Source organism: Silvibacterium sp. (genome assembly GCF_047605705.1).
In the GTDB taxonomy this organism is placed as follows: Bacteria; Acidobacteriota; Terriglobia; order Terriglobales; family Acidobacteriaceae; genus Silvibacterium.
In genome coordinates, this window is sequence record NZ_JASGFD010000018.1 from 50,557 (window position 1) to 74,734 (window position 24,178).

At 60.7% G+C, this 24,178-nt stretch carries 18 protein-coding genes; 8 read left to right on the forward strand and 10 right to left on the reverse strand.

Features of this window, described 5'->3' with window-relative positions; translation table 11 throughout:
• Position 1: 1 nt before the first annotated feature.
• The 3 genes from QM649_RS08765 (at position 2) to glmU (ending at position 4,734) form a co-directional block, all read left to right on the forward strand.
• Positions 2-1,516 carry a M16 family metallopeptidase gene (locus QM649_RS08765; RefSeq protein WP_415198649.1) on the forward strand — a complete coding sequence of 505 codons (1,515 nt, stop codon included), beginning with the start codon at positions 2-4 and terminating at the stop codon, positions 1,514-1,516.
• 149 nt (positions 1,517-1,665) lie between these two features.
• Positions 1,666-3,249 (forward strand): hypothetical protein, encoded by a 1,584-nt coding sequence (locus QM649_RS08770; protein WP_415198650.1) that lies wholly within the window; start codon positions 1,666-1,668, stop codon positions 3,247-3,249.
• A gap of 99 nt (positions 3,250-3,348) precedes the next feature.
• Complete coding sequence (gene glmU, locus QM649_RS08775; protein WP_415198651.1) at positions 3,349-4,734, forward strand: bifunctional UDP-N-acetylglucosamine diphosphorylase/glucosamine-1-phosphate N-acetyltransferase GlmU; 1,386 nt, start codon at positions 3,349-3,351, stop codon at positions 4,732-4,734.
• Between the two features lie 123 nt (positions 4,735-4,857).
• Here glmU and QM649_RS08780 read toward each other — a convergent pair whose 3' ends face one another.
• Entirely contained in the window at positions 4,858-5,412 is a 555-nt protein-coding gene (locus tag QM649_RS08780) for a sigma-70 family RNA polymerase sigma factor (RefSeq protein ID WP_415198652.1), read from the reverse strand.
• A 335-nt stretch (positions 5,413-5,747) separates the two neighbouring features.
• Here QM649_RS08780 and QM649_RS08785 point away from each other — a divergent pair, with 335 nt between their 5' ends.
• The 3 genes from QM649_RS08785 (at position 5,748) to QM649_RS08795 (ending at position 8,363) form a co-directional block, all read left to right on the forward strand.
• Positions 5,748-6,872, forward strand: a complete 1,125-nt coding sequence (locus QM649_RS08785) for an HD domain-containing phosphohydrolase (RefSeq protein ID WP_415198653.1) — start codon at positions 5,748-5,750, stop codon at positions 6,870-6,872.
• A 20-nt stretch (positions 6,873-6,892) separates the two neighbouring features.
• The gene (locus QM649_RS08790; RefSeq protein ID WP_415198654.1) at positions 6,893-7,168 is read left to right on the forward strand and encodes a 4a-hydroxytetrahydrobiopterin dehydratase; all 276 of its coding nucleotides are present in this window, start codon (positions 6,893-6,895) and stop codon (positions 7,166-7,168) included.
• A 748-nt stretch (positions 7,169-7,916) separates the two neighbouring features.
• Positions 7,917-8,363, forward strand: coding sequence for a CYCXC family (seleno)protein (locus QM649_RS08795; RefSeq protein ID WP_415198655.1), 447 nt, complete (start codon positions 7,917-7,919; stop codon positions 8,361-8,363).
• A 66-nt stretch (positions 8,364-8,429) separates the two neighbouring features.
• Here the strand turns inward: QM649_RS08795 and QM649_RS08800 are convergent, their stop codons facing one another.
• Together QM649_RS08800 and QM649_RS08805 are read right to left on the reverse strand one after the other, a co-directional pair.
• Positions 8,430-11,114 carry an ADOP family duplicated permease gene (locus tag QM649_RS08800; protein ID WP_415198656.1) on the reverse strand — a complete coding sequence of 895 codons (2,685 nt, stop codon included), beginning with the start codon at positions 11,112-11,114 and terminating at the stop codon, positions 8,430-8,432.
• Positions 11,111-11,464 (reverse strand): PadR family transcriptional regulator, encoded by a 354-nt coding sequence (locus QM649_RS08805; RefSeq protein WP_415198657.1) that lies wholly within the window; start codon positions 11,462-11,464, stop codon positions 11,111-11,113. Before QM649_RS08805 ends, QM649_RS08800 begins: the two co-directional genes overlap by 4 nt.
• 126 nt (positions 11,465-11,590) lie before the next feature.
• Here QM649_RS08805 and QM649_RS08810 point away from each other — a divergent pair, with 126 nt between their 5' ends.
• Positions 11,591-12,082 carry a GNAT family N-acetyltransferase gene (locus tag QM649_RS08810; RefSeq protein ID WP_415198658.1) on the forward strand — a complete coding sequence of 164 codons (492 nt, stop codon included), beginning with the start codon at positions 11,591-11,593 and terminating at the stop codon, positions 12,080-12,082.
• A gap of 159 nt (positions 12,083-12,241) precedes the next feature.
• Here QM649_RS08810 and QM649_RS08815 read toward each other — a convergent pair whose 3' ends face one another.
• From QM649_RS08815 to QM649_RS08830, 4 genes are all read right to left on the reverse strand, one after another.
• Positions 12,242-14,116, reverse strand: coding sequence for a MutS-related protein (locus tag QM649_RS08815; protein ID WP_415198659.1), 1,875 nt, complete (start codon positions 14,114-14,116; stop codon positions 12,242-12,244).
• A gap of 10 nt (positions 14,117-14,126) precedes the next feature.
• On the reverse strand, positions 14,127-15,410 hold the full coding sequence (locus tag QM649_RS08820; protein WP_415198673.1) for an MFS transporter: 1,284 nt from the start codon (positions 15,408-15,410) through the stop codon (positions 14,127-14,129).
• Between the two features lie 134 nt (positions 15,411-15,544).
• A complete protein-coding gene (locus QM649_RS08825) occupies positions 15,545-19,261 on the reverse strand; it encodes a carboxypeptidase regulatory-like domain-containing protein (RefSeq protein WP_415198660.1) in 3,717 nt (1,238 codons plus the stop codon).
• A gap of 314 nt (positions 19,262-19,575) precedes the next feature.
• A complete protein-coding gene (locus QM649_RS08830; protein WP_415198661.1) occupies positions 19,576-20,175 on the reverse strand; it encodes a TetR/AcrR family transcriptional regulator in 600 nt (199 codons plus the stop codon).
• A gap of 223 nt (positions 20,176-20,398) precedes the next feature.
• Here QM649_RS08830 and QM649_RS08835 point away from each other — a divergent pair, with 223 nt between their 5' ends.
• Entirely contained in the window at positions 20,399-20,989 is a 591-nt protein-coding gene (locus tag QM649_RS08835; protein ID WP_415198662.1) for a YceI family protein, read from the forward strand.
• A gap of 62 nt (positions 20,990-21,051) precedes the next feature.
• Here QM649_RS08835 and larB read toward each other — a convergent pair whose 3' ends face one another.
• From larB to larE, 3 genes are read right to left on the reverse strand one after another with little or no spacing between them, the layout of a single operon-like run.
• Entirely contained in the window at positions 21,052-21,816 is a 765-nt protein-coding gene (gene larB / locus QM649_RS08840; RefSeq protein WP_415198663.1) for a nickel pincer cofactor biosynthesis protein LarB, read from the reverse strand.
• A complete protein-coding gene (larC, locus tag QM649_RS08845; protein WP_415198664.1) occupies positions 21,813-23,201 on the reverse strand; it encodes a nickel pincer cofactor biosynthesis protein LarC in 1,389 nt (462 codons plus the stop codon). Before larC ends, larB begins: the two co-directional genes overlap by 4 nt.
• A 48-nt stretch (positions 23,202-23,249) precedes the next feature.
• Positions 23,250-24,059, reverse strand: coding sequence for an ATP-dependent sacrificial sulfur transferase LarE (larE, locus tag QM649_RS08850; protein ID WP_415198665.1), 810 nt, complete (start codon positions 24,057-24,059; stop codon positions 23,250-23,252).
• Between the last annotated feature and the right edge of the window lie 119 nt (positions 24,060-24,178).

Consider the following 24,178-nt stretch of genomic DNA (forward strand, 5'->3'; position numbering starts at 1 on the left):
CATGTATCGGTTTGCCTCGGCGCTTCTCGCGGCCACTCTCGTTACCGGCTCTGCCTTCGCGCAGGAGCAGAAGACCACCACCGTTCCGCCGGATGCTAAGGCGGCGCGCCAGCCCGAACCGTGGACGAAGATTCCCATCCCGCAGCTTGCGGACTTCCATCCGCAGCAGCCGAAACGCATCGAGCTGAAGAACGGCCTCGTAATCCTTCTGCAGGAAGACCATGAGCTACCTTTCATCAGCGGCAACATCGACATCCGCGGCGGCTCGCGCGATGTGCCAGCGGCAAAAACCGGCCTCATCGGTCTTTATGGAGATACGTGGCGCACCAGTGGCACGCCAACACAGGATGGCGACAAGCTCGATGACAAGCTCGAGGCCATGGCCGCCAAGGTGGAAACCGGTGGCGACATCGACTCGACTTCTGTCTCTTGGTCGTGCCTGACCAAGGATGAAGACGAGGTCTTCGGCATCGCGCTCGACGTGCTGGAGCACCCGGCCTTCAAGGCGGACAAACTCATGCTGGCCAAGCAGCAGGCCGTCTCGGGCATCGTTCGCCGCAATGACGAGGTGCAGGAGGTTGCGCAGCGCGAGGCCACAAAGCTCGTCTTCGGCGCGGACAGCCCATACGCCCGCCAGCCGGAGATTGCCTCGGTCATGTCGATCACGCTTGAGGATCTGAAGGCGTGGCACGAGAAGACTGTGGTTCCGAACGACATCATCATTTCGGTGGAAGGCGACTTCAACGCGGAGGATATGGAGCACAAGCTTCGCGCAGCGTTTGAAGGCCTGCCACGCGGCGCAGCATGGCCCAAGCCGGCGAACGAGTTTCCCGGACCGAAGCCTGGCCTCTACGTCATCAACAAGCCGGACGTGAACCAGAGCAACGTGTGGATCGTCGGTCTCGGCACAGAGCGCAACAATCCGGATTACTACGCGCTTGCAGTGATGAACGAGATCTTCTCCGGCGGCTTCGGTTCGCGCCTCTTCCAGGATGTCCGCACCCGACTCGGCCTTGCCTACTCGGTGAGCGGCGGATACGGCGCGTCTTACGATCATCCCGGCATGTTCTACACCGCCGCGCTGACCAAGAGCGAGAGCACCGTGGCCGCGACCAAGGCGATGCTCGACCAGATCAACAAGCTCAAGACCGAGCCCTTCACCGATGCGGAGCTGGTAAGCGCAAAGGACCAGTTGCTGAACTCGTTCATCTTCCGCGTCGACAGCAAGGACAAGGTGCTGACCGAAGCCTCGACACTCGAGTTTTACGGCTATCCGCCGGACTTCCTCGAGAAGTACCGCGCCGCGATCGAATCGGTGACCACCGCCGACCTCGCCCGGGTGGCGAAGAAGTACATCGACCCCTCGAAGCTTGCCATCCTGGTCGTCGGCAACCAGACGGAGTTCGGCACACCGCTCTCCGACCTGAACATGGGACAACCGCATCCCGTGGACATCACCATCCCCATGCCTGCGGCGATGCGGCAGCAGATGGAACAACAGGGACCGGGCAACTGATCCTGAAGTTCCGAACCACTTCGAAGCCTGCGGATGCCGCAGGCTTCGTCGCGTAGGCCTCATCCCGCGCGTCATCACGAGGGCGCGCCATCACGTAGGATGGACTCGTTCCGTCTCTGTCCCTTTTTCAATGTTTTCAGGGAGCACGCATGAACCGCCGATATTTCCTCCGCAGCGCTGCCGCATCCGCGCTTGCCGCTCCGCTGGCCCACGCGCTGCCCGCCAGAGCCATGCAACCAGGAGCCATACAACCAGGCGCTACGCAGCCGCTTACGATCACACTCAACGGCAACGCCGCAACGAAACCGGTTCCGCGCTCCTTTATTGGGCTCAGCTATGAGCTGGCTCAGCTCACCGAACCGGCTTTCTTCTCGAAGGAGAATCACGGCCTGATTGCGGCCTTTCACCAACTGAGTCCGCAGGGCGTGCTGCGCCTTGGCGGCAACAGCAGCGAGTTCTGCTGGTTTCAGGATTCCCCATCGACGCCCGCGCCAAAGTTGCACGTGCCGACGGGCAACATCTCCGCCAACTGGATGCCGCACCGGCTCTTCGCCATCTCGCCGCAGGCTGTCGACAACCTTGCCGGCTTTCTCGATGCGACGGGCTGGCAGGTGATCTACGGCGTAAACTTCGGCAACAGCTCGCCGGAGCGCGCGGCCGTGGAGGCCGCATACGCGGCGAAGCGCCTCGGCAGCCACCTGATCTTCTTCCAGATTGGCAACGAGCCGGACTTCTATCGTGACTCCAACAACGGTACCCGTCCTGCAGGATGGGACTTCCCCGACTATGCACGCGAGTGGCTGGCCTTCGCACGCGCCATCGCTGCGGCCGTGCCCGGCGCACGCTTCGGCGGCCCGGATGTCGGCGCTTCTTCTGACTGGATTACGCGCTTTGCCGCTGAGGTCGCGCCGCAGCTGGGAGACAGCCTCGTCGCCGTGACCGGGCATTATTACGCTGAGGGGCCGCCGGACGATCCGCGCGTGACATCGACGCGCCTGCTTGCGGGCAATCCCGCCGTGAGGAAAGATACCGAAGCCGTGGTGGCTGCGGCAGAGGCGCATCATCTGGTCTATCGCATGACCGAGGGCAACTCCTGCTATCGCGGCGGTAAGCCGGGCATGAGCAATGCCTTCGCCTCCTCTTTGTGGGCCGGTGATTATCTTCTCGAGCTGGCATCGCTTGGCTGCGCGGGCGTGAATCTGCATGGCGGGGATAGCCGCTTCCTCACGGCCAGCCTTGGAGACCACACGCCGGGCCGCGATGTGGCGAAGGGGCACGAGACACGCAGCGGCGGCTTCTACACACCGATCGACTCGGAGCTGAACCAGCCTGTCCGGCTGATGCCGATCGCGTATGGCATGCTCATCGCACAGCAGTTCGCGGGAGCGACCATGCTCGAGACGAGCCTGCAGACAGAGGCCAACATCACGGCCTATGCCGCACGCACGGCGAAGGGCTACCTGGTAGCCGTTTTCAACAAGGATGAATCCACCGCGGCGGACCTGGCGATCGCCTTGCCTGCCGATGCGGCACCGCGCGCCACAGCCTGGCGGCTCGAAGGTCCGGCCCTGGATGCGACCACCGGCATCACGCTCGCGGGCGCATCCCTCGATCTCCAGCAGAAATGGGCGCCGCGTCATATTGAGAAGGTGCAGGTTCGCGGTAGCTCAGCTCGTATTCACCTTTCCGCTGCCAGCGCGGCGCTGGTTTTTCTGGAGTCATTCCCCCGATAGACGGGGACGCATCCAATTTTGCATAGCAACAGTCAACGACTACACCTGAAACCCTAACCCCTATACCCTATTTCTTATATGCAACTGGCAATTGTCATTATGGCGGCGGGCAAAGGCACCCGCCTCAAGTCCAAGCGTCCCAAGGTTCTCCACGAGATCGGCGGCCAGGCGCTGCTGCGTCATGTCATCCGCGCCGCCAGCCACATTGTGCCGCCCAGCGACATCTACGTCGTTGTCGGCCACCAGGCTGCACGCGTGGAAGATGCGGTCCGCGACACCGGCGTGCACTTTATCCATCAGCACGAGCAGCACGGCACCGGGCATGCGATCCAGACGGCTCAGTCCGCCGTGAGCCGTTACGAGAACATCCTCGTACTCTCCGGCGACGTGCCCCTGCTCAAGAGCAACACCATCGCCCAGGTACGGGATTTCCATATCTTCGAACGCGCGGCGATGACCATCCTTACTGCTGTGCCAGAAAACGCCATCGGTTACGGCCGCGTGATCCGCAAAGAGCCGGGCTCGAACGATGTCTCGGCGATCGTCGAGCAGAAGGCTCTGACATCGGAGCAGGCGAAGGTCGGCGAGATCAACTCGGGCATCTATGCCTTCCGTACCGAACCACTCTTCGCTCATCTCGGCGAGCTGAAAAACGAAAATGCTCACGGGGAGCTTTATCTCACCGATATGGCGGGCCTTCTGGTCCATGCCGGGGAGCGCGTACTTGCCATCCAGGCAGGTAACCCCGTCGAGGTTCTGGGCGCGAACACCATCGCCGAAATGATGGAGCTCGACCGCGAGATACGCCTCGAAACCGCACGCCGCCTGATGAGCGAGGGCGTCACGATCCTGCGGCCGGAGACGACCGTGATCGACGCCAGCGTCGAAGTCAGTCCGGATACGGTGATCGAGCCCTTCGTGCAGCTGCTGGGCGATACCAAGGTGGGCGAGGATTGCCGCATCCGCTCCTACTCCGTAGTCGAGAACACCACGATTGCCGATCGCGTAACCGTGCGCCAGGGCTGCGTCATCAGCGGCGCAAGGATCGGCACAGGCGCGCTGCTCGGGCCTTATGCACACATCCGCCCGGAGAGCGAAGTCGGTGAGGATGCGCACGTAGGCAACTTCGTCGAAACCAAGAAGGTGGTGTTGGGCAAAGGCTCGAAGGCCAATCACCTCACATATCTTGGCGACGCGATCATCGGAGACGGAACGAACATCGGTGCCGGCGTCATCACCTGCAATTATGACGGCGTGAACAAGCACACCACGTCTATCGGCGACGGTGTTTTCGTAGGCAGCGACACAACGCTGGTTGCGCCGATCTCCGTGGGCAATGGCGCGTACATCGCCGCCGGGTCGTCGATTACCGAGGATGTGCCGGAGGGCGCACTGGCTCTTGCCCGTTCCCGGCAGACCACCAAGCCTGGATGGGCTACGACCAAGAGCGCGGTTGCGAAGAAGAAGCTGTCCCTGAATCACTAAAAGAGGACTGCCTTTGCGGCAGATTGCAGGACAAAGGAAGGCGCGCACCGTCAGAGGCGCGCCTTCAAACTTTATGCCGATGGTTCAGATTAGGAACGGCGCGGAGATTCCGCTCCAGTGGAATCAGGCAGCGGCCGAGGCGTCGTTCCGGCCCTCGCTGAGGGCCTTGCGCAGGCGCAGGCGCGCGGTGAAGAGCCCGCGATTGACCTGCGGCTCTGTCATTTCGAGCAGCTTCGCGATGGCTGCCGGGGTGTAGCCTTCCACATCACGCAAAAGGTAGAGCAGACGCTCTGACGGCGGCAACGTAGCGATCGCCTCTTCCAACTCCGTGCGCTTGACGTTGCGCCCCATCTGCCCTGGAGCGATGTCTGCGGAGTCCGGCGCGAGCGCGGTGATTTCACGCAGAGGAAACATGGTCTGCAGGTGTCCGACCAGCGCAGCGTCGACATCCTGAGCCTCGGGTTCCGCTTTTTTCCGGAAGGCGGCGATGAAGGTCTCACCGAGAAGATTCTCGGCTGCGATTTCATTGCCCGTCATGTAGTAGGAGAGCGCAAAAATACGGTGCCGGTGGCTGTCGAAAATATCGCGCCTGCGATCCTCTGCCCGCTGCGCCTGTCTCTGCGTCAGCGTAACCCGTGCCGTACCCGCCCCTTCGATCAGCTTCTCAAACTCGAACAAGTCTTACTCCGCCTTATTTTCGACAGCCATCGTCCGGAACAGTCCTGTCTCGCCCATGGTACCGGGAAAACCGCCGCGGGACAGCGTCTAATGCCATTTCGCACTGGAAAACGTTTATTGTCCTGATGAGATGAAAATCGCCAGCTTGCTTTGAAGCGCGGCCACAGGAAGCAGGAAATCACTTGTTACTTGAATTGATTAGATGAAACTGAAGGAAATGGGTTGCCATGAGACAACGTTTGACATTGTGATGTCGTTTTCCTCATTCTCTCGTAGCAACTGTTGTCACCAGTGCACACCGGAACGGTATCATCGTAGAGTTACAACGGAGACAGATGGCGGCTGAACGCATTCTGATCGTCGATGACGAGCCCTACGTACGCGCAGTCATGTGCGCCATGCTCGAAATCTGTAATTACGAACCTGTCCTGGTTTCCAATGGCCTTGAGGCCATTGAGCGGATCGAAAACGACGCTCCGTACGATCTGATCCTCTCCGATATCATGATGAGCGGCCTGGACGGCATCGGGTTGCTCGAGCGCGTGCGCACGCTCGAGCCCGATGTACCGATGGTCATGGTCACCGCCATTCACGATATCGGCGTGGCGATCTCCGCCATGCGCAAGGGCGCATACGATTACCTGCTGAAGCCGTTCGAGAAGGAACAGCTCCTGGCCACGGTGAAGCGGGCGCTCGAATATCGCCGCCTGGTGCGGCAGAATGCCATGTACCAGCAGAATCTCGAGCAACTGGTGGAAGCGCGCACCGAGATGCTGCATCACGCCATGGCTGATCTCGAGCGCTCTTATGACATCACGCTCGAGGCACTCGGCGATGCGCTGGATCTCAAGGACGCCGAGACCGAAGGCCATTCGAAGCGCGTGACCGCGTACACCATTGCCCTGGCCCGGGCCATGAACGTGGATTCAGCCAGCATTCGCATCATTGCCCGCGGCGCTTATCTTCACGACATCGGCAAGATGGCGATTCCGGACTCGATCCTGCTGAAGCCCGGCAAACTGGATCTGCATGAACAGGCCATGATGCGGGAGCATTGCATGCGCGGTTACCAGATCGTGCGCAAAATCCCCTTCCTGCAGGGCGCCGCTGAGATCGTCTACAGCCACCAGGAGCATTACGACGGTTCCGGCTATCCGCGCGGCCTGCGCGGCGACCAGATTCCACTGGGAGCGCGTATCTTCGCTGTAGCCGACACACTCGACGCCATCACCTCGGACCGCCCTTACCGGCGAGCCAACTCCTTCGAGGCTGCCCGTAAGGAGATCAAGCGCTGCGCCGGCACCCAGTTCGACCCGGCCGTGGTCAAAGCCTATCTCTCGCTGCCGGACAAAATCTGGATCGATCTCCGCGCTGAAATCAACCGCCAGGACCGCCTCAGCCCCATCTCATTCGGAAGCGCATCCCAAAATAAACAGGTTCCAACCGGAACCGATTCCTAAACGAAGCGCCGAGGTTTGCCATGCCCCTCTTTTCATCCGAACAGATCCAAGCTCGCCTGAAGTCTCTTCCGGAATGGAAGCTGGAAGATGGCGTGATTGTCCGCGAATTCGAGTTCGGAGACTTCGCCCTGGCAATCAGCTTTGTGAACGCGGTCGCCGAGCAGGCGGAGCAGGCGGGGCATCATCCGGATATCGACATCCGTTACAACCGCGTGCGCCTGGCGCTGACCTCTCACGATGCAGGCGGACTCACGAACCGGGATTTCGACCTGGCCGACGCGATCAACGCTCTGTAACAGACTCCAGACAGAGGAAGCGCTACTTCTGGTCAGTAGCCGGAATCCTCGCCTGCGTCTTCCGCCTCACGGCGCCGAATCTCGGAAAGCGTCTTTCTCTCCCAGAAAGCCACCGCTAGCCCCCCGAAGATCGCTGAGCCGGCAAAAAAGAGCAGCGTCCTGCCGATCTTTCTGCTGGAACGGCCCCTTCTTTCCTTCGCGGCCTCCACTGTTCCGGACTTCTGGGCGTCTGAAGATCCGTTGCTTGCGGATTCCCGTTCTACATTTTTCTGCATGGTCATGCTCTCTACGGTGGCATTCGATCCCAAAAAGTTTGCCCTCTACACAAAATGGAAAACTTTTTTCGGGAAATCTGCGTCTGAATAGGTGTACAGATTTGCAGGAAGAGCGATTAATGGCTTTAGAATCAGCACATACGTTCTTCCAGAAATCAGAATCGCTCGATACAAAAAAATCGATATACCATTTGCAAGAATCGAGCATCTGATTTATTGTAGAAACATGTTGGACAGGTTGAGCGGTGCTCCCAGCCAATAGAGAGATTAAGTTGCGTCACTGGCCTCCCGGCACGGATCCCCAAGGTTCGTGCCGTCTTTTTTTGTTTGTGCCAGAAAATGCTACCAGTTATCTGTTTTGCATTGCCCGGTACGCGGCATTCCGGCGCGATTTATCCTAATTCCTGACATCACGCAGGTTACCTTGCTGCGAGACCGCCTTGGGCCTGCGCATTCCCTATTCCGGAGCTGACTTGCGCCGACTATTACTCACCCTCGCCCTTGCTCTCGTTACCGTCGCCGGCTACGCCCAATGGGCCAATCCAATCGACAATATTCCGGCATATCACTCCGCGCCTCCAGCCAAGGGCGAAGCGCTACCGCCGATTCTTTCCGGCAGCCAGCTTACGGGTCCTTATTTCCGCTATCCATGGCAGGTTGAGGTCTACCACGAGGCCGCGAAGATTCCCCAGGTCATCTATCAGCTTCCCTGCTTCTGCCGCTGCGACCGGGCTCTGGGCCATACCAGTCTGCACAGCTGCTTCTCCTCACTGCACGGCGCGGAATGCTCGACCTGCGCCAAGGAAGGCGCATATGCCTACAAGATGACGAAGCTGGGCAAAACGCCGGAGGAGATCCGCCACGGCATCGAGCGCGGCGAGTATGAGCAGATCGATCTCGAGAAAATCGGCAAGTCGTAATTCCTATTGCAGGCAAGAAGGCCGCGTCCCCATCCGAGGACGCGGCCTTTCTGCGTTCAGCTGGCGTCAGTTCGTCCGCAGGGCGACCAGCGGGTCGATCCGTGAGGCACGGCGCGCGGGGAGGTATCCGGCCAGCAGGGCGACCAGGCCTAACACCACGGCCATCCCGGCAAAGGTGGCCGGATCGGTGGGCTCAGTTCCGTAGAGGAGACTGGCGATCATCTTCGCGACGCCGAGCGAAACCAGGCCGCCAAGAACCAATCCAAAAGCCGCCAGCAACATCGTCCTCCGGATGACCGTGAGCTGTACCCGGCCCATGGTCGCGCCGAGTGCCATACGTATGCCGATCTCCTTCGATTGCTGGGTGACACCGTAGGAGATGACGCCGTAGATACCCAGCGAGGCCAGCAGCAGGCCGAGACCGGCGAAGCTGCCCACCAGCACCACGAAGAAGCGCCGCGGCGAGGTGGCATGATCGACGATCCGCTGCAGTGGACGTAGTTCCGTCGCAGGCTGCGACGGATTTAACTGACGCAGAACATTCAGGACCATCGGCTGTAGAGTGCCCGCCGGCAATGCGCTGCGCACGACGAGAGACTGGTCATTCGGCCCAAATTGCGTGAGCTGCAGATAGCTCTGGACACCTGGTTTGCCTTCCACGTCGCTCTCGTGCACGTCATCGATCACCCCGATGACCCGCGCATCGTCTCCGCCGACGTTCGCCATCCGCCCAATGGGATCCAGTCCCGGCCACAATTCGTCCGCTCCGGCCTTATTCAGGATGACGACCTTCTGATTCTTCGGGCCGTCCTGCCAGCTGAAATCGCGCCCCTCACGCAGCCGCATGCCAATCGCCTGCAGATAGCCGGGGGTGACCAGGTAGACAAGGGTGCCGGACTCCCGCTGCTTCTTCACATCTTCCCCGACGGTATGGATGCCCCAGCCGCGATTTCTTTCGAGCGGCAGGTTGTCGGAGACACCGGCCACCTGAACGCCGGGGATCGCCTGCACCTTACCGAGCATGGCCTGCAGGATCGCTCCCCGCTTCGCCGCGTCGTTTCCATCGTCGTAATCAATGCGAATGGCAGCGGCGTGCTCCGGTGCAAAGCCGAGGTCAATATTCAGCACGCGCAGGAAGCTGTGCAACAGAAGCCCGGCACCCACCAGCAGCACGCAGGCCAGTGCGATCTCCGAGATGACCAGTGCAGAGCGCAGGCGCTCATGGCCACGCCCCGCACTCATGCCCTGCCCCGAATCCTTCAGGGAGCCCTGCAGGTTCTTGCCCGAGATGCGGAAGGCCGGCATCAGTCCGAAAAGTACGGCCGTGGCCAGTGTGATACCGAGCGTCCAGAGCAGACCTGCCGTATCGATGCGGAGACTCGACAGCAGCGGCAGGGCGATGGAGCCCTGATGCGCCAGCCAGATCACCAGCGCCCAGGCGAGGCCGAGACCAAGCACGGCTCCGGTGGTCGCCAGAATCAGGCTCTCGGTCAGCATCTGGCGTACGATCCGCTTGCGGTCCGCACCGAGGGCGATGCGCATAGCAAATTCCTTGCTGCGTCCGGCGGCGCGCGCCAGCAACAGGTTCGAGAGATTCACGCAGACGATCACCAGAATGAGCGCGACCGCGCTCCACAGCACGATCAGCGGCCTGCGCACCTCACCGCTCACATGCTCCTTGAGCGGGATCGGCCAGCCGCGGCCTTTATAGCTCCCCAGCGTATCCGGGTATTTCTTCGACCAATAGAACTTCGAGAAAAGCGTGCTGGCTTCGCTGCGTGCCTGCCCGAGCGTGACTCCCGGCTTGAGCCGCGCGATAAAGGTGAGTGTGTTGCCCTCTGGGCGGATGCCATCCATGCTGATGGGGCCGAACATATCGACGCGCGAGCCTGGCGCGAAGGCTGCGCCGAAGTCGAAGCTCTCAGGCAGCACGCCGATCACAGGATTCGGCTTACCATTCAGCACGATGGTCTTGCCCACGATGTTGGGATCGCCGCCAAAGCGCCGCTTCCAGATCGGATAGGAGAGCATGACAACATCAGAGCCATCGCGCGTCTCCTGCACATTGAAGGAGCGGCCAAGCAAAGGCTGGACGCCGAGAACATTGAAAAAATTGCCCGCTACGCCGATACCGGTCAGCGGAACTGTCTGCCCGTGCTCGTCGGTCAGTTTCAGGTTGTCCGGTGAGGAGAAGGCAAAGTAGCCAGTGACGTCGGTGTAGCTGCGATTCATCGCGCGGAGATCGTCATAGGCGTCGGCCGAGTAGGTGGCGCTGGAGAGATCGTGCCCGCTGTCCGGCGGCGCAATCCACAGAAGCCGGTCCGGATCGGCAAACGGCAGCGGGCGCAGCAGGATTGCATTCACCACGCTGAAGACTGCCACGTTCGCACCGATGCCGAGCGCGAGGATCAGCACGGCGATGGCCGTGAAGCCACGGTCCTTGCGAAGCACACGCAGCGTGTAGCGAACATCCTGCGCCAGGCCGTCTACCCACGGCAGTCCACGCGTCTCGCGATGCTGCTCGCGCGCCTGCGTGACTCCGCCAAAGCGCACCAGCGCCTGCCGCCGCGCCTCATCCGGAGCCATGCCGCGCCGCAGATTCTCCTCGATGGCGAACTCCAGGTGTGAGGCCATCTCCTGCTCCAGATCGTTGTCGAGCGCGGGCTTATGGAAGAACGCCTGCACACGCTCCCATGCCCGACGCCATGCGCTTACCCTGAATCCTGCGCTCCCACGAAGTCCTGTGTTCATTGTCCGCCTCCTTCGTTCGCCATCGCCAACACGCGGCCCATCACGCGCGAGAGCCGCTCCCAGTGCGCGGTGTGCTCGGCCAGCTGCTTCCTGCCGGCGCGCGTAATCTCGTAGAACTTCGCCTTGCGGTTGTTGTCGGAGATACCCCATTCCGCCTTGATCCATCCCCGCTGTTGCAGCCGCACCAGCGAGGCGTAGATGGTCCCCTGGTTCAGCAGCACTTCATCGCCGCTTACCTGCTCAATGCGCCGCGCGATGCCGTAGCCATGCTGCGCGCCGATCGTAGCCAGCGTCTGCAGCACCATCACGTCGAGCGTGCCCTGCAGCAGATCGAGTTTCGATTCCCCCATGCCTATCTCCTGTGGTTGCACCACAGGAATAACACAACTCCTGTGGCACCACCACATGAATTACGCAAGACTCTGCGAGACGGTTCCCTTCCGCCCAAAAATATTTGGGCGCTCTACAATCTCTCCATGCAGATACGTACCGCCACCGAGGCCGATTTCGAACCCCTGATGCGCCTCATCAATACCGCCTTCCAGGTAGAGAACTTTTTCAAAGCCGAGGACCGGGTGAATCCGGAGATGCTTCGCGATTATTTCGAGCAGGGCACCTTTTTGCTGCTTGAGATGGATGGCGCTCTTGCCGGCTCCATTTTTGTCGAGCTGCCGAAACCGGAAGCCGGCCAGCCGCAACGCGCGTATTTCGGAATACTCTCCGTCGATCCGACGCGACAGAAGGCAGGCATCGGCCGCCGCCTGATCGCAGCCGCTGAAGAGTTCGCTCGCGAATCCGGGGCGTGGTTCATGGACATCACCGTGGTGAACCTGCGCACGGAACTACCGCCGCTCTATGAGAAATTCGGCTATCGCATCACCGGGACAAAGCCTTTTCCCGACGCGCAGATGCCGATCACACAGCCGTGTCATTTCATCTGCATGACGAAGGAGCTGGGGCACCGATAGGACTAGCCGTCCAGGCCTTTCGCCTGCGGCTGCTTCGCGCAGGGCGAATCGCTTCGTGTGGCGCTCCCGTTGGTCGCGATGGAAACAGCAGGCTCCTTCGCTGCGCGAGATGATACATTCGTCTCGCTCCGGTAGGAATGACAACTTTTCCGGTAGAGGTCATTCGCCATTTTTTATCTCGATTCCCATCATGGCGACGATGGCCAGAGCGTTGGTCTCCCGGGATGAGCCGGGGCGCAGGCGGTAGTCGAAGTCGAGCGGTCGGTCGGCACTGATGCTGGCCATGTGGACGAGCCGGATGCCCATCGTATCTTCTTCGGCCAGCGCGTTCAGCGCGAGGTCGTGCGTGGAGAGCGCACCGATGGCTCCGGCAGCCAGCAGCGCATGCACCATGTGTGCCGCTGCCACTTTGCGGTCGGCAGAATTGGTGCCACTGAGAATTTCGTCGATGAGGAAAAGGACCGGGCCAGCTTCCGCATCATTTTGTGAACCATTGGCACGTGCGGCATCCAGGGTAGCCTTCACGCGCTCCACCTCAGCGAGAAAGCGCGAGCGGCCGTCGGCAAGCGAATCCGCCACGGCAATCGAGGCGCAAACCGCGAGAGCCGACATCCACGCGTAGCTTGCGCATACCGGCGCACCGGCCATGGCCAGCACGGCATTCAGCCCTATGGCTCGCAGCAGCGTGCTCTTCCCTGCCATGTTCGCGCCACTGATCACCAGCATCCGCGTTTCGTCCTTGCCACCGAGGACGATGTTGTTTCCCACGCTTGTGTCTGCGGGCAGCAGGGGGTGCTTCATTTCCGACGCTTCGAAAGCTGCCTCTCCGTCGGTGAGTTGAGGGAAGGTATTCTCCGGATGCTCATAGGCATAGCGGCCGAGCACATTCAGCGCTTCAAACTCCGCCCAGCATTGCAGCCACTCGAGAAGACGCGTGCCGTGCATGGCACGCCAGCGTTCGGCCTCGAGCACGAGTTGCGTACCCGTGGCGAGGATGCGCGCCACGGCATAGAGCTCCGTTCGTTCCCGCAGATCGACCCAGTGCGTGAGCCGCTCGAGCCTATGCAATGCACGCGACGCATGCTGACTTTGCAGAGTCTCGACACACACGCGCAGCTTTTGCGATGAAAACTGCTGGCGCTCAAGAAGTGCGACTCCCTGCTGCAGCACGGACAGTGGTCCGCTAATGAGCAGAAGGCGGCGCAGCTGCGACCGCACGCGGCGGATATAGAAAGCGGTGCAAATCCACAAGACGAGCAGCGCAAGGACGAACCATGGCAGCGCATGGGACAACGCGAAAATGCGTACCAGCGTGCCGAGGCCAGACACGAGCGCAAGGATGGAGCTCGCCAGCATGATCCGCTGTATCGCGCGAGGAGCGCAGATCCGTGGCGCGGCCAGCCATTCGGCGAAGTCTCCTTGATCGCAGTCCTGAAAGCGCGCCTTGCCCAGCGCCTGCACGGACTCCCGTAAAGCTGTCGCCCCAGCCAGCTCGCGTACTGCTTCCTGGCGGCGACGCGCCTCAGCGATGCCCGCAGGCCTGAGCAGATAGTCCGCGAGGCGCGCAGCGCCGACCTCGGTCCGGGTCGTCGACAACAGCTCGAAGAGAGAGCCTTCGCCCAGTATCTTCAGATCATCCTGATAGAGGTGGCCGGCGCGACTGAACTCCGCTCCGCTTCTCCCTTTTCCCTGCCAGCGATTCGAAATGCGCGCGAGGGCGCCTTCCAGGCCTTCAATCCGGACAGCGAGCCGCGTCCATACATCACCACTGCGTATATAGCGGCGCATTGCGACCACTGCTCCGGCGCCTCCGAGCGCAGTCAGCAGCGCGGGCAATGCCTGCGGCGACTTCGCAAACCAGAAGAGGCCGAACGCAAGTGCGGCAGCGGCAAGCAGTGCTCCCGAGAGAGCGCGTCTTCGCGCAGATTGCACACTCGCCAGCGCGCTCTGCGCTGTATCCAGCTCTCGGGCAAACTCGGCGCGACGGTCGACCGTCGAGGTTCCGACAGCATGCTGTTCTGCGATCGTGCTCATCGTCTTCCGTTCATCGTGCGCTTTCCCTCGGCTTCAGTCTTCTCCGCCACCAGAGCCAGAGCAGGATCAACGGCAGATCAGCGAGCGAGCTGATGGCCTCGGCCATGGCGAAGCCGCGGAAGCCCCAGTAGTGCGCGGCGCGGCCTTCGAGCCATGACATATAGGCAATGGGCACGTACGAGCAGGCCATCAGGATGGAATAGCGCATGCTGCCGCCCTGGCCGACAGCGCCAACCACGTCGAGCACCAACCCCATGCAGACGGCCGAGGTAAATCCGATGGTGAAGAGGTAGGTCACCGTGCCGACCATATAGACCGTCGGCGTGGGTGCGGCGAAGGCGAGGAAAAATGCGGGCGCCGCGTTGAGTGCGCCTGCGAGCGCATAGGCAATGCGCCGATCGAGCGTTGCCGGGACCAGAACGCCGGCGAGGCATCCCAACGCCATCAGCAGGCCGCCGCCGATGCCATTGATCCATACGACCGATGCACCGCTTACGCCGTAGTCGCTGGCGATGGCAGGCAGCAGCGCGATGAGCGCGCCCGCGCCCGGCGGGGCAAGCAGCAGGATGAGTCCGAAGGCGTTTTTCGGTGTGAGGCAGGTGAGCTTCAGCTCGCGGCCCACGGCCTTCCAGTGCTGGAGGAGGGTCGGGCTTTCGCGATGCGGCGGTTCCTTCAATCCGAGCACGGAAAGACCGGGCAGCACCATCAGCAGCGCGGCTGCACTTGCCCAGGCCATGACCGGCCAATGCAGCGCGAGATAGAGGAGCAGGCCCGGGCCGATGGCTCCGCCGCCAAGATTGCTGGCCTGCGCCCATGCCGCGGTCCGCGTGCGGCTGCCGGACTCGATCATCGCTGAGATCAGGCCTCCATAGGCGGATGAAATCAGCATAGCGAAGGCCAGCCCGAAGAAGTAGCACCACACCGCCGCATGTGCGTGCCTGTAGAGCAGTACGGACCCGATGGCCAGCGATGCCGCAGAGCCGAGCGTCGCGGCGAAGTGCCAGTAACGGCGCGGCATCCAGAGATCGGCGAGCGGGCTCCAGAGGAAGTAGAGCGTGGATGGAATGCCCAGCAGCGCTACTGAGTTCGCCACCTGCTCGGCCGACATGCCGACCTGACGCAACAGGAACGAGGCTCCTCCGTTGGTGGTGAAGCCCATGTAGATCGCATACGGTAGCACTACCCAGAGGAAGAGGTGCGGCGCGGCCTGATTTCGCGTGGGCGGCTGCTCTGGGATTCCAGCAGCCGATTCAGGCTTCGGCGAAGCTTCGTCGGGCACATCGGCAGCGGCCACGCTCAATGCATGCGCTCCATCAGGAGGGATTGAGCCTCAGTCTAATACGCGCTTACACGGATGCTGCAAAAAGCGAAAGGCCCTCGCCGCATGTGCAGCGAGGGCCTTTCGGATGGAGTTGTGTTTCCGTCCGCTTAGAACTCGATACGTCCCGATACCTGAAGGACACGAGCGGCCTGGTCGGTATCGACAGACGGATATGACATCGAACTAATGGTGCCGAACTGGACAGAGCTGTTGGTGATATCAGTGCTCGGATTGCTGAAGTTCGGATGGTTGAATACATTGAACGCGTCGCCGCGGAAATTCAGCTTCACGGACTTGTAGAGCGCAAAGGTTTTACCAAGACCCGCATCCATGTTGAAGAATCCCGGTCCACGCAGGTTGTTACGGCTGCCGATGCTGAAGCCAATAGGGCCTTCATAGTCGGCATCTGCCTTGGTGGGATTGTCATAGGCGTACACCGCGCCGCCCTTGCCGCCGTGCACATGCGCCTTCATGTCATTGAGGTTGCCGGTCAGGATCGCTGGAGCATCGTTGGCATAACCCGCCACGAAGGCGTTGGATGCAGCGAAATAGGCTTCGCCGGTGTGCCAAGAGGGCAGGCCGCTGACCTTCCAACCACCCACGATCTCATCCAGCCAGTTCGGCATGGTGGCGCCGAATTCCTTGCCACGGCCGAAGGGCAGGTCATAGATGAAGTTGCCGCTCAGATAGTTCGTCACATCGAAATCTGAGTTGCCACGGCACTCGCGTGGACGGAGGACGTCGCAAATGAAGCCAGAGCCACCGATGGCAGGCGTATTCGCGGTCACAGAGACGTTGTCGATCGAATGCGACCAGGTGTAGTTCAGATCGAACTGCAGGCCATAGCTGAGGTTCTTGTGCAGCGTGGTCTGGAGCGCGTTGTAGGTTGAGAATCCCTTGTTGGTGTACATGGTGTTCTCCGAGAACTGGGAGTCCATGCCCACATTGACCGGAATCAGGCTTGCCGCCGCCAACTGCTGCACGGTGTCAGCAAAGTCTCCACGGGTGAGGTAAGTCTGCAATGCGCTCGCCAGATATGCAGTGTTATTCGCATATCCGCGGCTAACCCCGCGTCCAGGAGTGACTACATTTTCGAACCATGGCTGCGCCGTTACATCTGCCGGGGCCACCCCCTGGCGCAACTGCTGCTCCACACCGGCAAAAGCCTGTCCCATCGTCTGTCCGGAAGTCAGATCCGGGAAGTTGATGAGCTGTGACGTATCGGCCTGCGCCATGAGACGGCGGCCCAGACGTCCGACATAGGTGGTCTTCAAAATGTAGCCCTGCGCGAACTCATGCTGCCAGCCAAAGTTGTACTGGATTGAGTAAGGCGTCTTGAACGAGGGATCGATCATCTCGTTGAAGTAGCTACCTGCCAATCCGTACGGTACTCCAGAGGTGACATAGGGGGTGTATGGCGTGGTCATGGCCGGGGCAGCCGGAGCAGCCGGAGCAGCAGCGGTCGTCAGGCCGCCGAAGCGAGGGTCGGTCTGCAGGTTGCCACGCGGATCGTCAGCCGGGCCAAGAGGATCATTCACCTGCGACTGGAAGATATATGAGTACTGCGTCTGCTGGTAGAGAAGTGCATTCACGACCGTGTGGTCATAGATCACACCCGCACCACCACTAAAGACTGTCTTGCGGTCCCAGCTGGGGTTAAAAGCGAAGGCAACGCGCGGAGCGAAGTTCTTCGGATCATTGTGGTAAAGGCTCGGACCATGATTGGCTTTGCCACCCAGCACGTAGTTGAAGAACGGAACAGAGGTATCGCCCGTTTGTCCCGCCGCGCTCTGCGCGGTGCGATAGGCGAAAAAGTTATTGAAGGTCGCATCCTGAGCCGGCAGGCCATTGATCTCGTCTACCGACTCCAGACCATGGCGCTCATAAGGCACGGTGTAGTTCTGCCAGCGAAGACCATAAGAGATGGTCAGCGAGGGTGTCACCTTCCAGGTATCGCCAAAGTAAAGCTCCGTCTCGTAGTAGCGGTAATCACGGACCGATCCGGTGCCCTGCGGCAGGACGTTGCCCGAGGCGTCGTAGTTAAACGTTGCATTACTGGAGCTGTAAGGGGCGAGGGCCAGAGCAAAGGCGCTGTCGTAGTTCGCCAGATAGTCACCTGAGGTGATATCCGTCGGACGCAACGAAGCATCCAACGCGTTGAAATTGGCGCCCCCTAGACCCACCGTCGGAGAATTGTAGTCCAGGATCGTATTGCTGTCCGGATTTTCCCACTTGAAGGTTCCGCCGAAGGCGAAGCTATGGCTGCCCTTCTGCCAGTTGAAGTCGTCCTTCACCATAGGAACGGGCATAGTGCGGCTCTGGGCATTGGAAGCGGAAGAATACGGGCTATCGATGACCGTACCGCCGCTGCCATTACCGCCCATCGATGTGAACTGCGTAATGCCGGTTACATTATAGGTATCCGGGAAGGCGACATTTTCATACGTGTAGCCAAACTCGAACTGGTTGATCGCATTTGCGGAGATCGTCCAGTTGTGCTGGACGGCATAGGTATAGCTTTTGTTGATATACGGATGCGTTTGCGGATCGCCGGGGAACTGGATGGCGCTCTCTGTGCTGTTTTCCTGCTCAACGTGACCGATCAAGGAGAGCTTCATCTTCTGGTTGATATTCCAGTCGACGCGGCCGACATAGTTGTTTTCCTTTAACGGATAGGGCGCATTAAAGCGGTAGCCTGCGGTATTTAAGAGATCGCCATAGTTACCGCTGAGGTCGTTCGCATGCGGATAGCGACCGGCGTATACCTGTTGCATCGCCTGATTGAAGCCAATACCCTGCGGATCGAGAGTGGCTACCTGAGCGGAGCTCAGGGTGGAGTTCGTGCCGTCTGCATTGACATACGTCAGCGTGCCGTTGCGGAACGAATCCAGCGGCACCGTGCGCTCTACCAGATGCGAAAGCGTGTCGCGACGCCCATCGTAATCGAAGAAGAAAAAGAGCTTGTCCTTAAGGACAGGGCCGCCGACGTTGCCACCGAACTGGTTACGCACCAGCGGAGGACGAGCCACATTCGAGTTGTTGTTGAACCAGTCGTTGGCTTCCATATCGGTATCGCGGTGATACTCGACCAGCGCACCGTGGAACTTGTTGGTACCGCTACGGGTCACCAACTCGAACTGTCCACCGCCGCCTTCGCCGGCGCTCGAAAGCTCTCCCGCTCCTACACCACGGAATTCCTGCACGGAATCCACCGGAGCATTCGCGACGATCGCGCCAAAATCTCCCGTCGCGTTGTCGTTGACATCGAGTCCGTCGACGCTCACATTGTTTTGGTCGACACGCGCGCCAGAGACCGCGCCATCCAGGGTGACACCAGGTTGCTGTGTAAACAGCGCCGCGGGCGTGCTGCGATCCTGCACCGGAAGATCATTCAGGAACTGGGCCTGGAAGTTGTTGCCCACTGTGGCATCTGTGGTGTCGAGGGTCACATCCTGGTTGTTGCCTGAGACCTGCACGGTCTCCGTAGAACCGACGTTCAGCCTTACGTTCTGCGTACGAGTCGCGTCGACATTCATGTAGAGGCCGGTGATCTCCGCCTTGGTGAAGCCGGGAGCCTCGATATCAATGATGTAGCCCGGACCGGGCTTAACCAGCTTGATGGTGTACGAACCGTTGCCGCTGGACACGCCCTCATACGAAGCACCTGTCGCGGGATTGTGAAGGGTAACGTGCGCGTTCGGGACGACTGCCCCGGTCTGATCGGTCACAAGGCCGGTGATCGATGCAACATCCTGCGCTTTCAGCAGGGGCGTAAAGGAAAACAGAACCACAGGCAGAAGCCAGTACAGAGAATTGCGCTTCACAAACCCTCACTCAGTTTTGTTCGTTTACAGATGACCGGGCAGTCCTGGCAGCCCAGCTCTAATGGCAACGCAACCAAAGCATGCAATCAAGTTGCCAAATCGATAAACAGCGCTAACGTTGGCGATTGTGAGGAAAGTCAGGCCTAAGAGACCGGCGGCAATCTGAAAAACAATACGGGGTTTATGAATTTCAGGAGAAATGCGGTAGCGCTCTCATGGCCGAAATACAAAGAAAACGTATACACATAGCAGCTGCGGACGCAGCCTTTCTAGCCGTGAAAGGCCAGAGCAAGCGGAAGAGGCTCAGTCTGGGATCAGGCGTTTTCTTTGTGAGCTTCTGCTATTGCCTTTGCAGTTATCCCCGGGGACAACAGAGGCAGCAGCAGCGAATAGATCTCATCTACAAAGCGTTCGTCCGGCGCGCAGGTCTCGCTTTCGGCATACCCCTGCGTCCGCACCGCGGTGGTAGCTGCGCCGTAGATGGCCCAGCTGAGAGCCGCGCCGACCATCTTCGGGGAACCGCCGAGAGCAAAGGCTCCGCGGTCGATCCCGATACCCAGGACTTTCTCAACTTCGCTCTGCACCACCGTCTGCATAAAAGGGTCGAAGTGACGCTGTTGCTCACGACACCCCGGGCTCATCTGGCGCACGAAGTCATATACAGCCAGAATCACTACGCGGAGCGCTGCCGGACAGCTTCCATCGAAGCGCACCTGCCGTTCAGCAAGGAGCTGCTCGAAGCGGCTCCTCACCAGGTCTTCGACGAGGGCCTCGCGATCCAGATAGTGGGCATAGAAGGTCGCGCGATTCACGCCTGCACGCTCAGCGATCTGCTGAACCGAAATTGCGTCAAAAGGCTGGGTCGTGAGAAGGGCTTCCACGGCTTCACGAAGAAGCTGGCGTGTCCGCCTCACCCGGGGATCCATCCGTTCGCACGGGTCCGCAGATGCTGGCACCGCTGCTGCGTCGCTTCCCCACTCTGAAACTGGCTGGCTGGCCATTTTGCCCTCCTTCGATGATTTTAGCGACCTTTTCTGAAACAATACATCTGTTGTTTAGACGACGATCGTATCTGTTGCGATTCAGATCGTTGCCGAAATGAACTGCAGACCTCGGTCTGGCAAGGAGAACCACCTCATGAAGCTTTCCGCTCGCAACCTTACCCTGGCCGCCACGCTGCTTACGGCCTCGGCCGCCTTCGCCCAGTCATCCTGGAAGATTGACCCAGCCCACTCGCAGGCCGAGTTCACCATCCGCCATATGGGCATTTCGAATGTCCACGGCCGCTTCTCGAACATCAACGGCGTGGTCAGCCTGGACGATCAGGATCTCTCGAAGGCCAGCGTGACGGCTACGGTCGACACGACCACCGTGGATACCGGTGTTGCTCAGCGTGACGGACACCTCAAGAGCCCCGACTTCTTCGATACTGCCAAGTTCCCGACCATGACCTTCGTTTCGAAGTCAGTCGAGAAGGACGGCGACGACTACAAGGTCAATGGTGATCTTACCCTGCACGGCGTGACCAAGCCGGTTGTTCTGCACCTCGATGCGCCCGAGAAGAGCATCATCGGCATGGATGGCAAGCCCCACCGCGGCTTCACCGCCACCACCACCATTCACCGTCAGGATTTCGGCCTGGTGTGGAACGGCACACTCAAGTCCGGCGATTCCGTGCTCGGCGACGATGTGAAGATCTCGCTCGACATCGAAGCCGCACAGCAGTAATTCTCCGAACTATATAAGGAAAGAGCCGCAGCGTACGCGGCTCTTTCTTTTTCGTCCTGCTTTTATCGCGCGGGATCCGCTCCGGCGCGCAGCATCATCGCAGCCACATAAGCAGCGCCGAAACCATTGTCGATATTCACCACCGTCACATTGGGGGAGCAGGAGTTCAGCATCCCCAGCAGTGCCGCGAGCCCGCCGAAGGCCGCTCCGTATCCTACCGAGGTCGGCACCGCGATCACCGGTGCGGCCACCAGACCACCCACAACCGAGGGCAACGCGCCTTCCATACCGGCGCAGACGATGACGACATGCGCCTCGGCGAGGGCTTCGCGCTGGGCGAGGATACGGTGCAGACCGGCCACGCCCACATCGACAATGCGCGACACCTGCACGCCAAGATACTCCGCCACCACCGCAGCCTCTTCCGCCACGGGCAGATCGCTTGTCCCTGCGCAGACAACGGCAGCGGGCCCCAGCAGCGGCGTTGCATCTGCTGGGCGCAACCCGATGACGCGGGCTACCGGATGGTATTTCGCCGCAGGCACCAGCGCCTCGACCGCAGCCCAGGTTTCGGCGCTCGCCCTGGTCGCGATGACCGCACCGCCTGCATCGGCCATTCTCCGGAAGATTTCAGCTACCTGTTCCGGCGTCTTACCAGCGGCGTAGATGACCTCCGGCAAACCCAGCCGCAGCGAACGGTGATGGTCGATCTTTGCCATGCCGGCATCTTCATAGGGCAGCCGTGCCAGCTGTTCCATCGCCTCTGCGGTGGAGATACCGCCGCCCTTTACCGCTTCCAGCAATGTTGCAATTGCGTCTCTCGTCATGCCTTCGCCGATTCCCGCGCCTTCCGCACGCCGGCGCGCCAGGATTCGAGCGCGGCGTCCATCACTGTTTTGAGCGGAACATCGTGTTCACGCGCAAGCCTGCGGCAATCCTCGAACTCGGGCATCGCGTTGCGCAACTCGCCTGTGCGCTCTCCAATCTTTACCTTTACCTGGCCGAAGCGCGTCGGCACGGTGGTAAAGCTGCGCTCGAGCACGCTCCGCTCCTCGAGCCGATGCCGAACGCCCAGAGTGGTGGTCTCACAGAAGAGCAGCTCTTCGAGATGCTCGGACTGCTCGGGCCGGGCGAGGATCGTCAACAGCGTGCCTAGCCGTCCTTTCTTCATTGTGACCGGAGAAGCCATCACGTCGAGGGCGCCCTTTTCAAGAGCCAGCTCAAGCGTGTGTGCGATCACCTGCGGGCTGGCGTCGTCGATCGCGCACTCCAGCACGACGATCGCTTCGCGCGCAGGCTCCCCGGGCGACGCCTCGCCGATCGAGAGCCGCAGCACGTTGGGAAATCGCTCAGGATTGCGCGTGCCCGCACCGTATCCAATGGAATCCGCGGCAAAGCGCGGCGACTCGTCCAGGCGACAACCCAAAGCTTTCAGCAGCGCTGCGCCTGTGGGCGTGACCAGCTCTTTCCTCGGGCCTTCGGAGTAGGTGGGAATTCCCTTGAGCAGCTCAGCCGTGGCGGGAGCCGGCACGGGGAAGGTCCCGTGCGCGCATTCGACGAAACCTCCGCCAACGTTCACCGCAGAGGCATACCACTGCTCGATCCCGAGCGAGCACAGGCCCACGGCGCCGCAGACGATGTCGGTGATCGTGTCGACTGCGCCGACTTCGTGGAAATGGACATCCTCGACATTCATGCCGTGAATCTTCGCTTCGGCCTCGGCCAGCAGTGCAAAGGTGCGCAGCGCCAGCTGGCGTGCATCTTCCTGCAGACTTGCCGCGCCTATCAGCTCTCTGATCTGCTTCCACGTCCGACCATGCACATGCGGATGGGCATGGTCATGGCTATGCTTGTGGTCATGTTCATGATCATGGTCGTGGCTGTGTTCGTGTTGGTGACTGTGACTATGCGAGTGGTCATGCGTATGGCTGTGACCTTCCTCGTGGCTGTGAGCATGGCTGTGCTCATGAGCATGATGGTGCGGATGCGCATGGTCGTGCGCGTGCTCCGCAGCCAGGCCACCTTCCAGCACGTCTACCTTCGTAGCCATCACACCGCTGCGATCGACCCTGCTGAAGCGCAATTCAGCACCGATCCCTAATGCATGAGCAGCATCGGCCAGCAGTTCGGTAGAAACCCCGGCATCGACAAGCGTGCCCAGCAGCATATCCCCGCTGATGCCCGCAAAGCACTCCAGATATCCAACTCTCATTCTTCTGTCCTGAACCTCTGTATGCCTAAGACGCAGAGAACGCGCTCTCTAATTTGCAGTACGTCCAGCCTTGAGCAGCAGTTCGACCGGCAGGACTTCGTTCATCGCACCCGAGCGATAGCCATCGCAATCAACAGCCACGTACTGAAAGCCGGATGCGCGCACCGCCGCCGAAATCTCCCGCATGCGCTCGCGGCTCAATCCGGCGGCCAACTCCTCTTCGGCGATCTCCACGCGCGCCATGGCGCCGTGGTGCCGCACGCGGAACCGGCGCAGGCCCAGCAGGCGCAGCGCGTCTTCGGCCTCTTCCACCATGCGCAGATTTTCCGGCGTCACGCGACGCCCATACTCCAGGCGGGACGAGAGGCATGCCGAGGCAGGTTTATCCCAGATAGAGAGGCCCGCGGACTGAGCGAGCGCCCGCACATCGGCCTTGGTCAGCCTGGCCTCCGCCAGCGGAGCCGCCACTCGATGCGCTTCCGCAGCCTGCTGTCCGGGGCGGAAATCCTTCCTGTCGTCGAGGTTCAACCCGTAGGCCACCGTCTCAAAACCGAGCGCCACGCGTTCATGTTCGAGCACAGTAAATAGCTCGTCCTTGCAGTGAAAACAGCGATTGGCGTCGTTCACGGCATAGGCCTCGCGCTCCATCTCCGCCGTTTCTACCGTCTTCAGCGGGATTCCCTGTGCCGTCGCAAACTCCAGCGCCTCACGGTAATGGCTACGCGCCAGAGAGGGCGAATCCGCGATCACAGCGAGCATGCCGTCCCCCAGCACACGATGGGCTGCAAAGGCCAGGTAGGCCGAATCGATGCCGCCCGAGTAGGCGACGATCATTCGCCCGGCGCGACGGATTGCCATTTCCAGCTGCTCCTGCAGCTCGATCAGCCGGGAATCCCTCGTTCGCGCTTCGTGCATTTCTGGTTCTGCTGGCACACTGCCCTCCACCGGCCGGACAAATCCGGTTCGGGTATATCGGA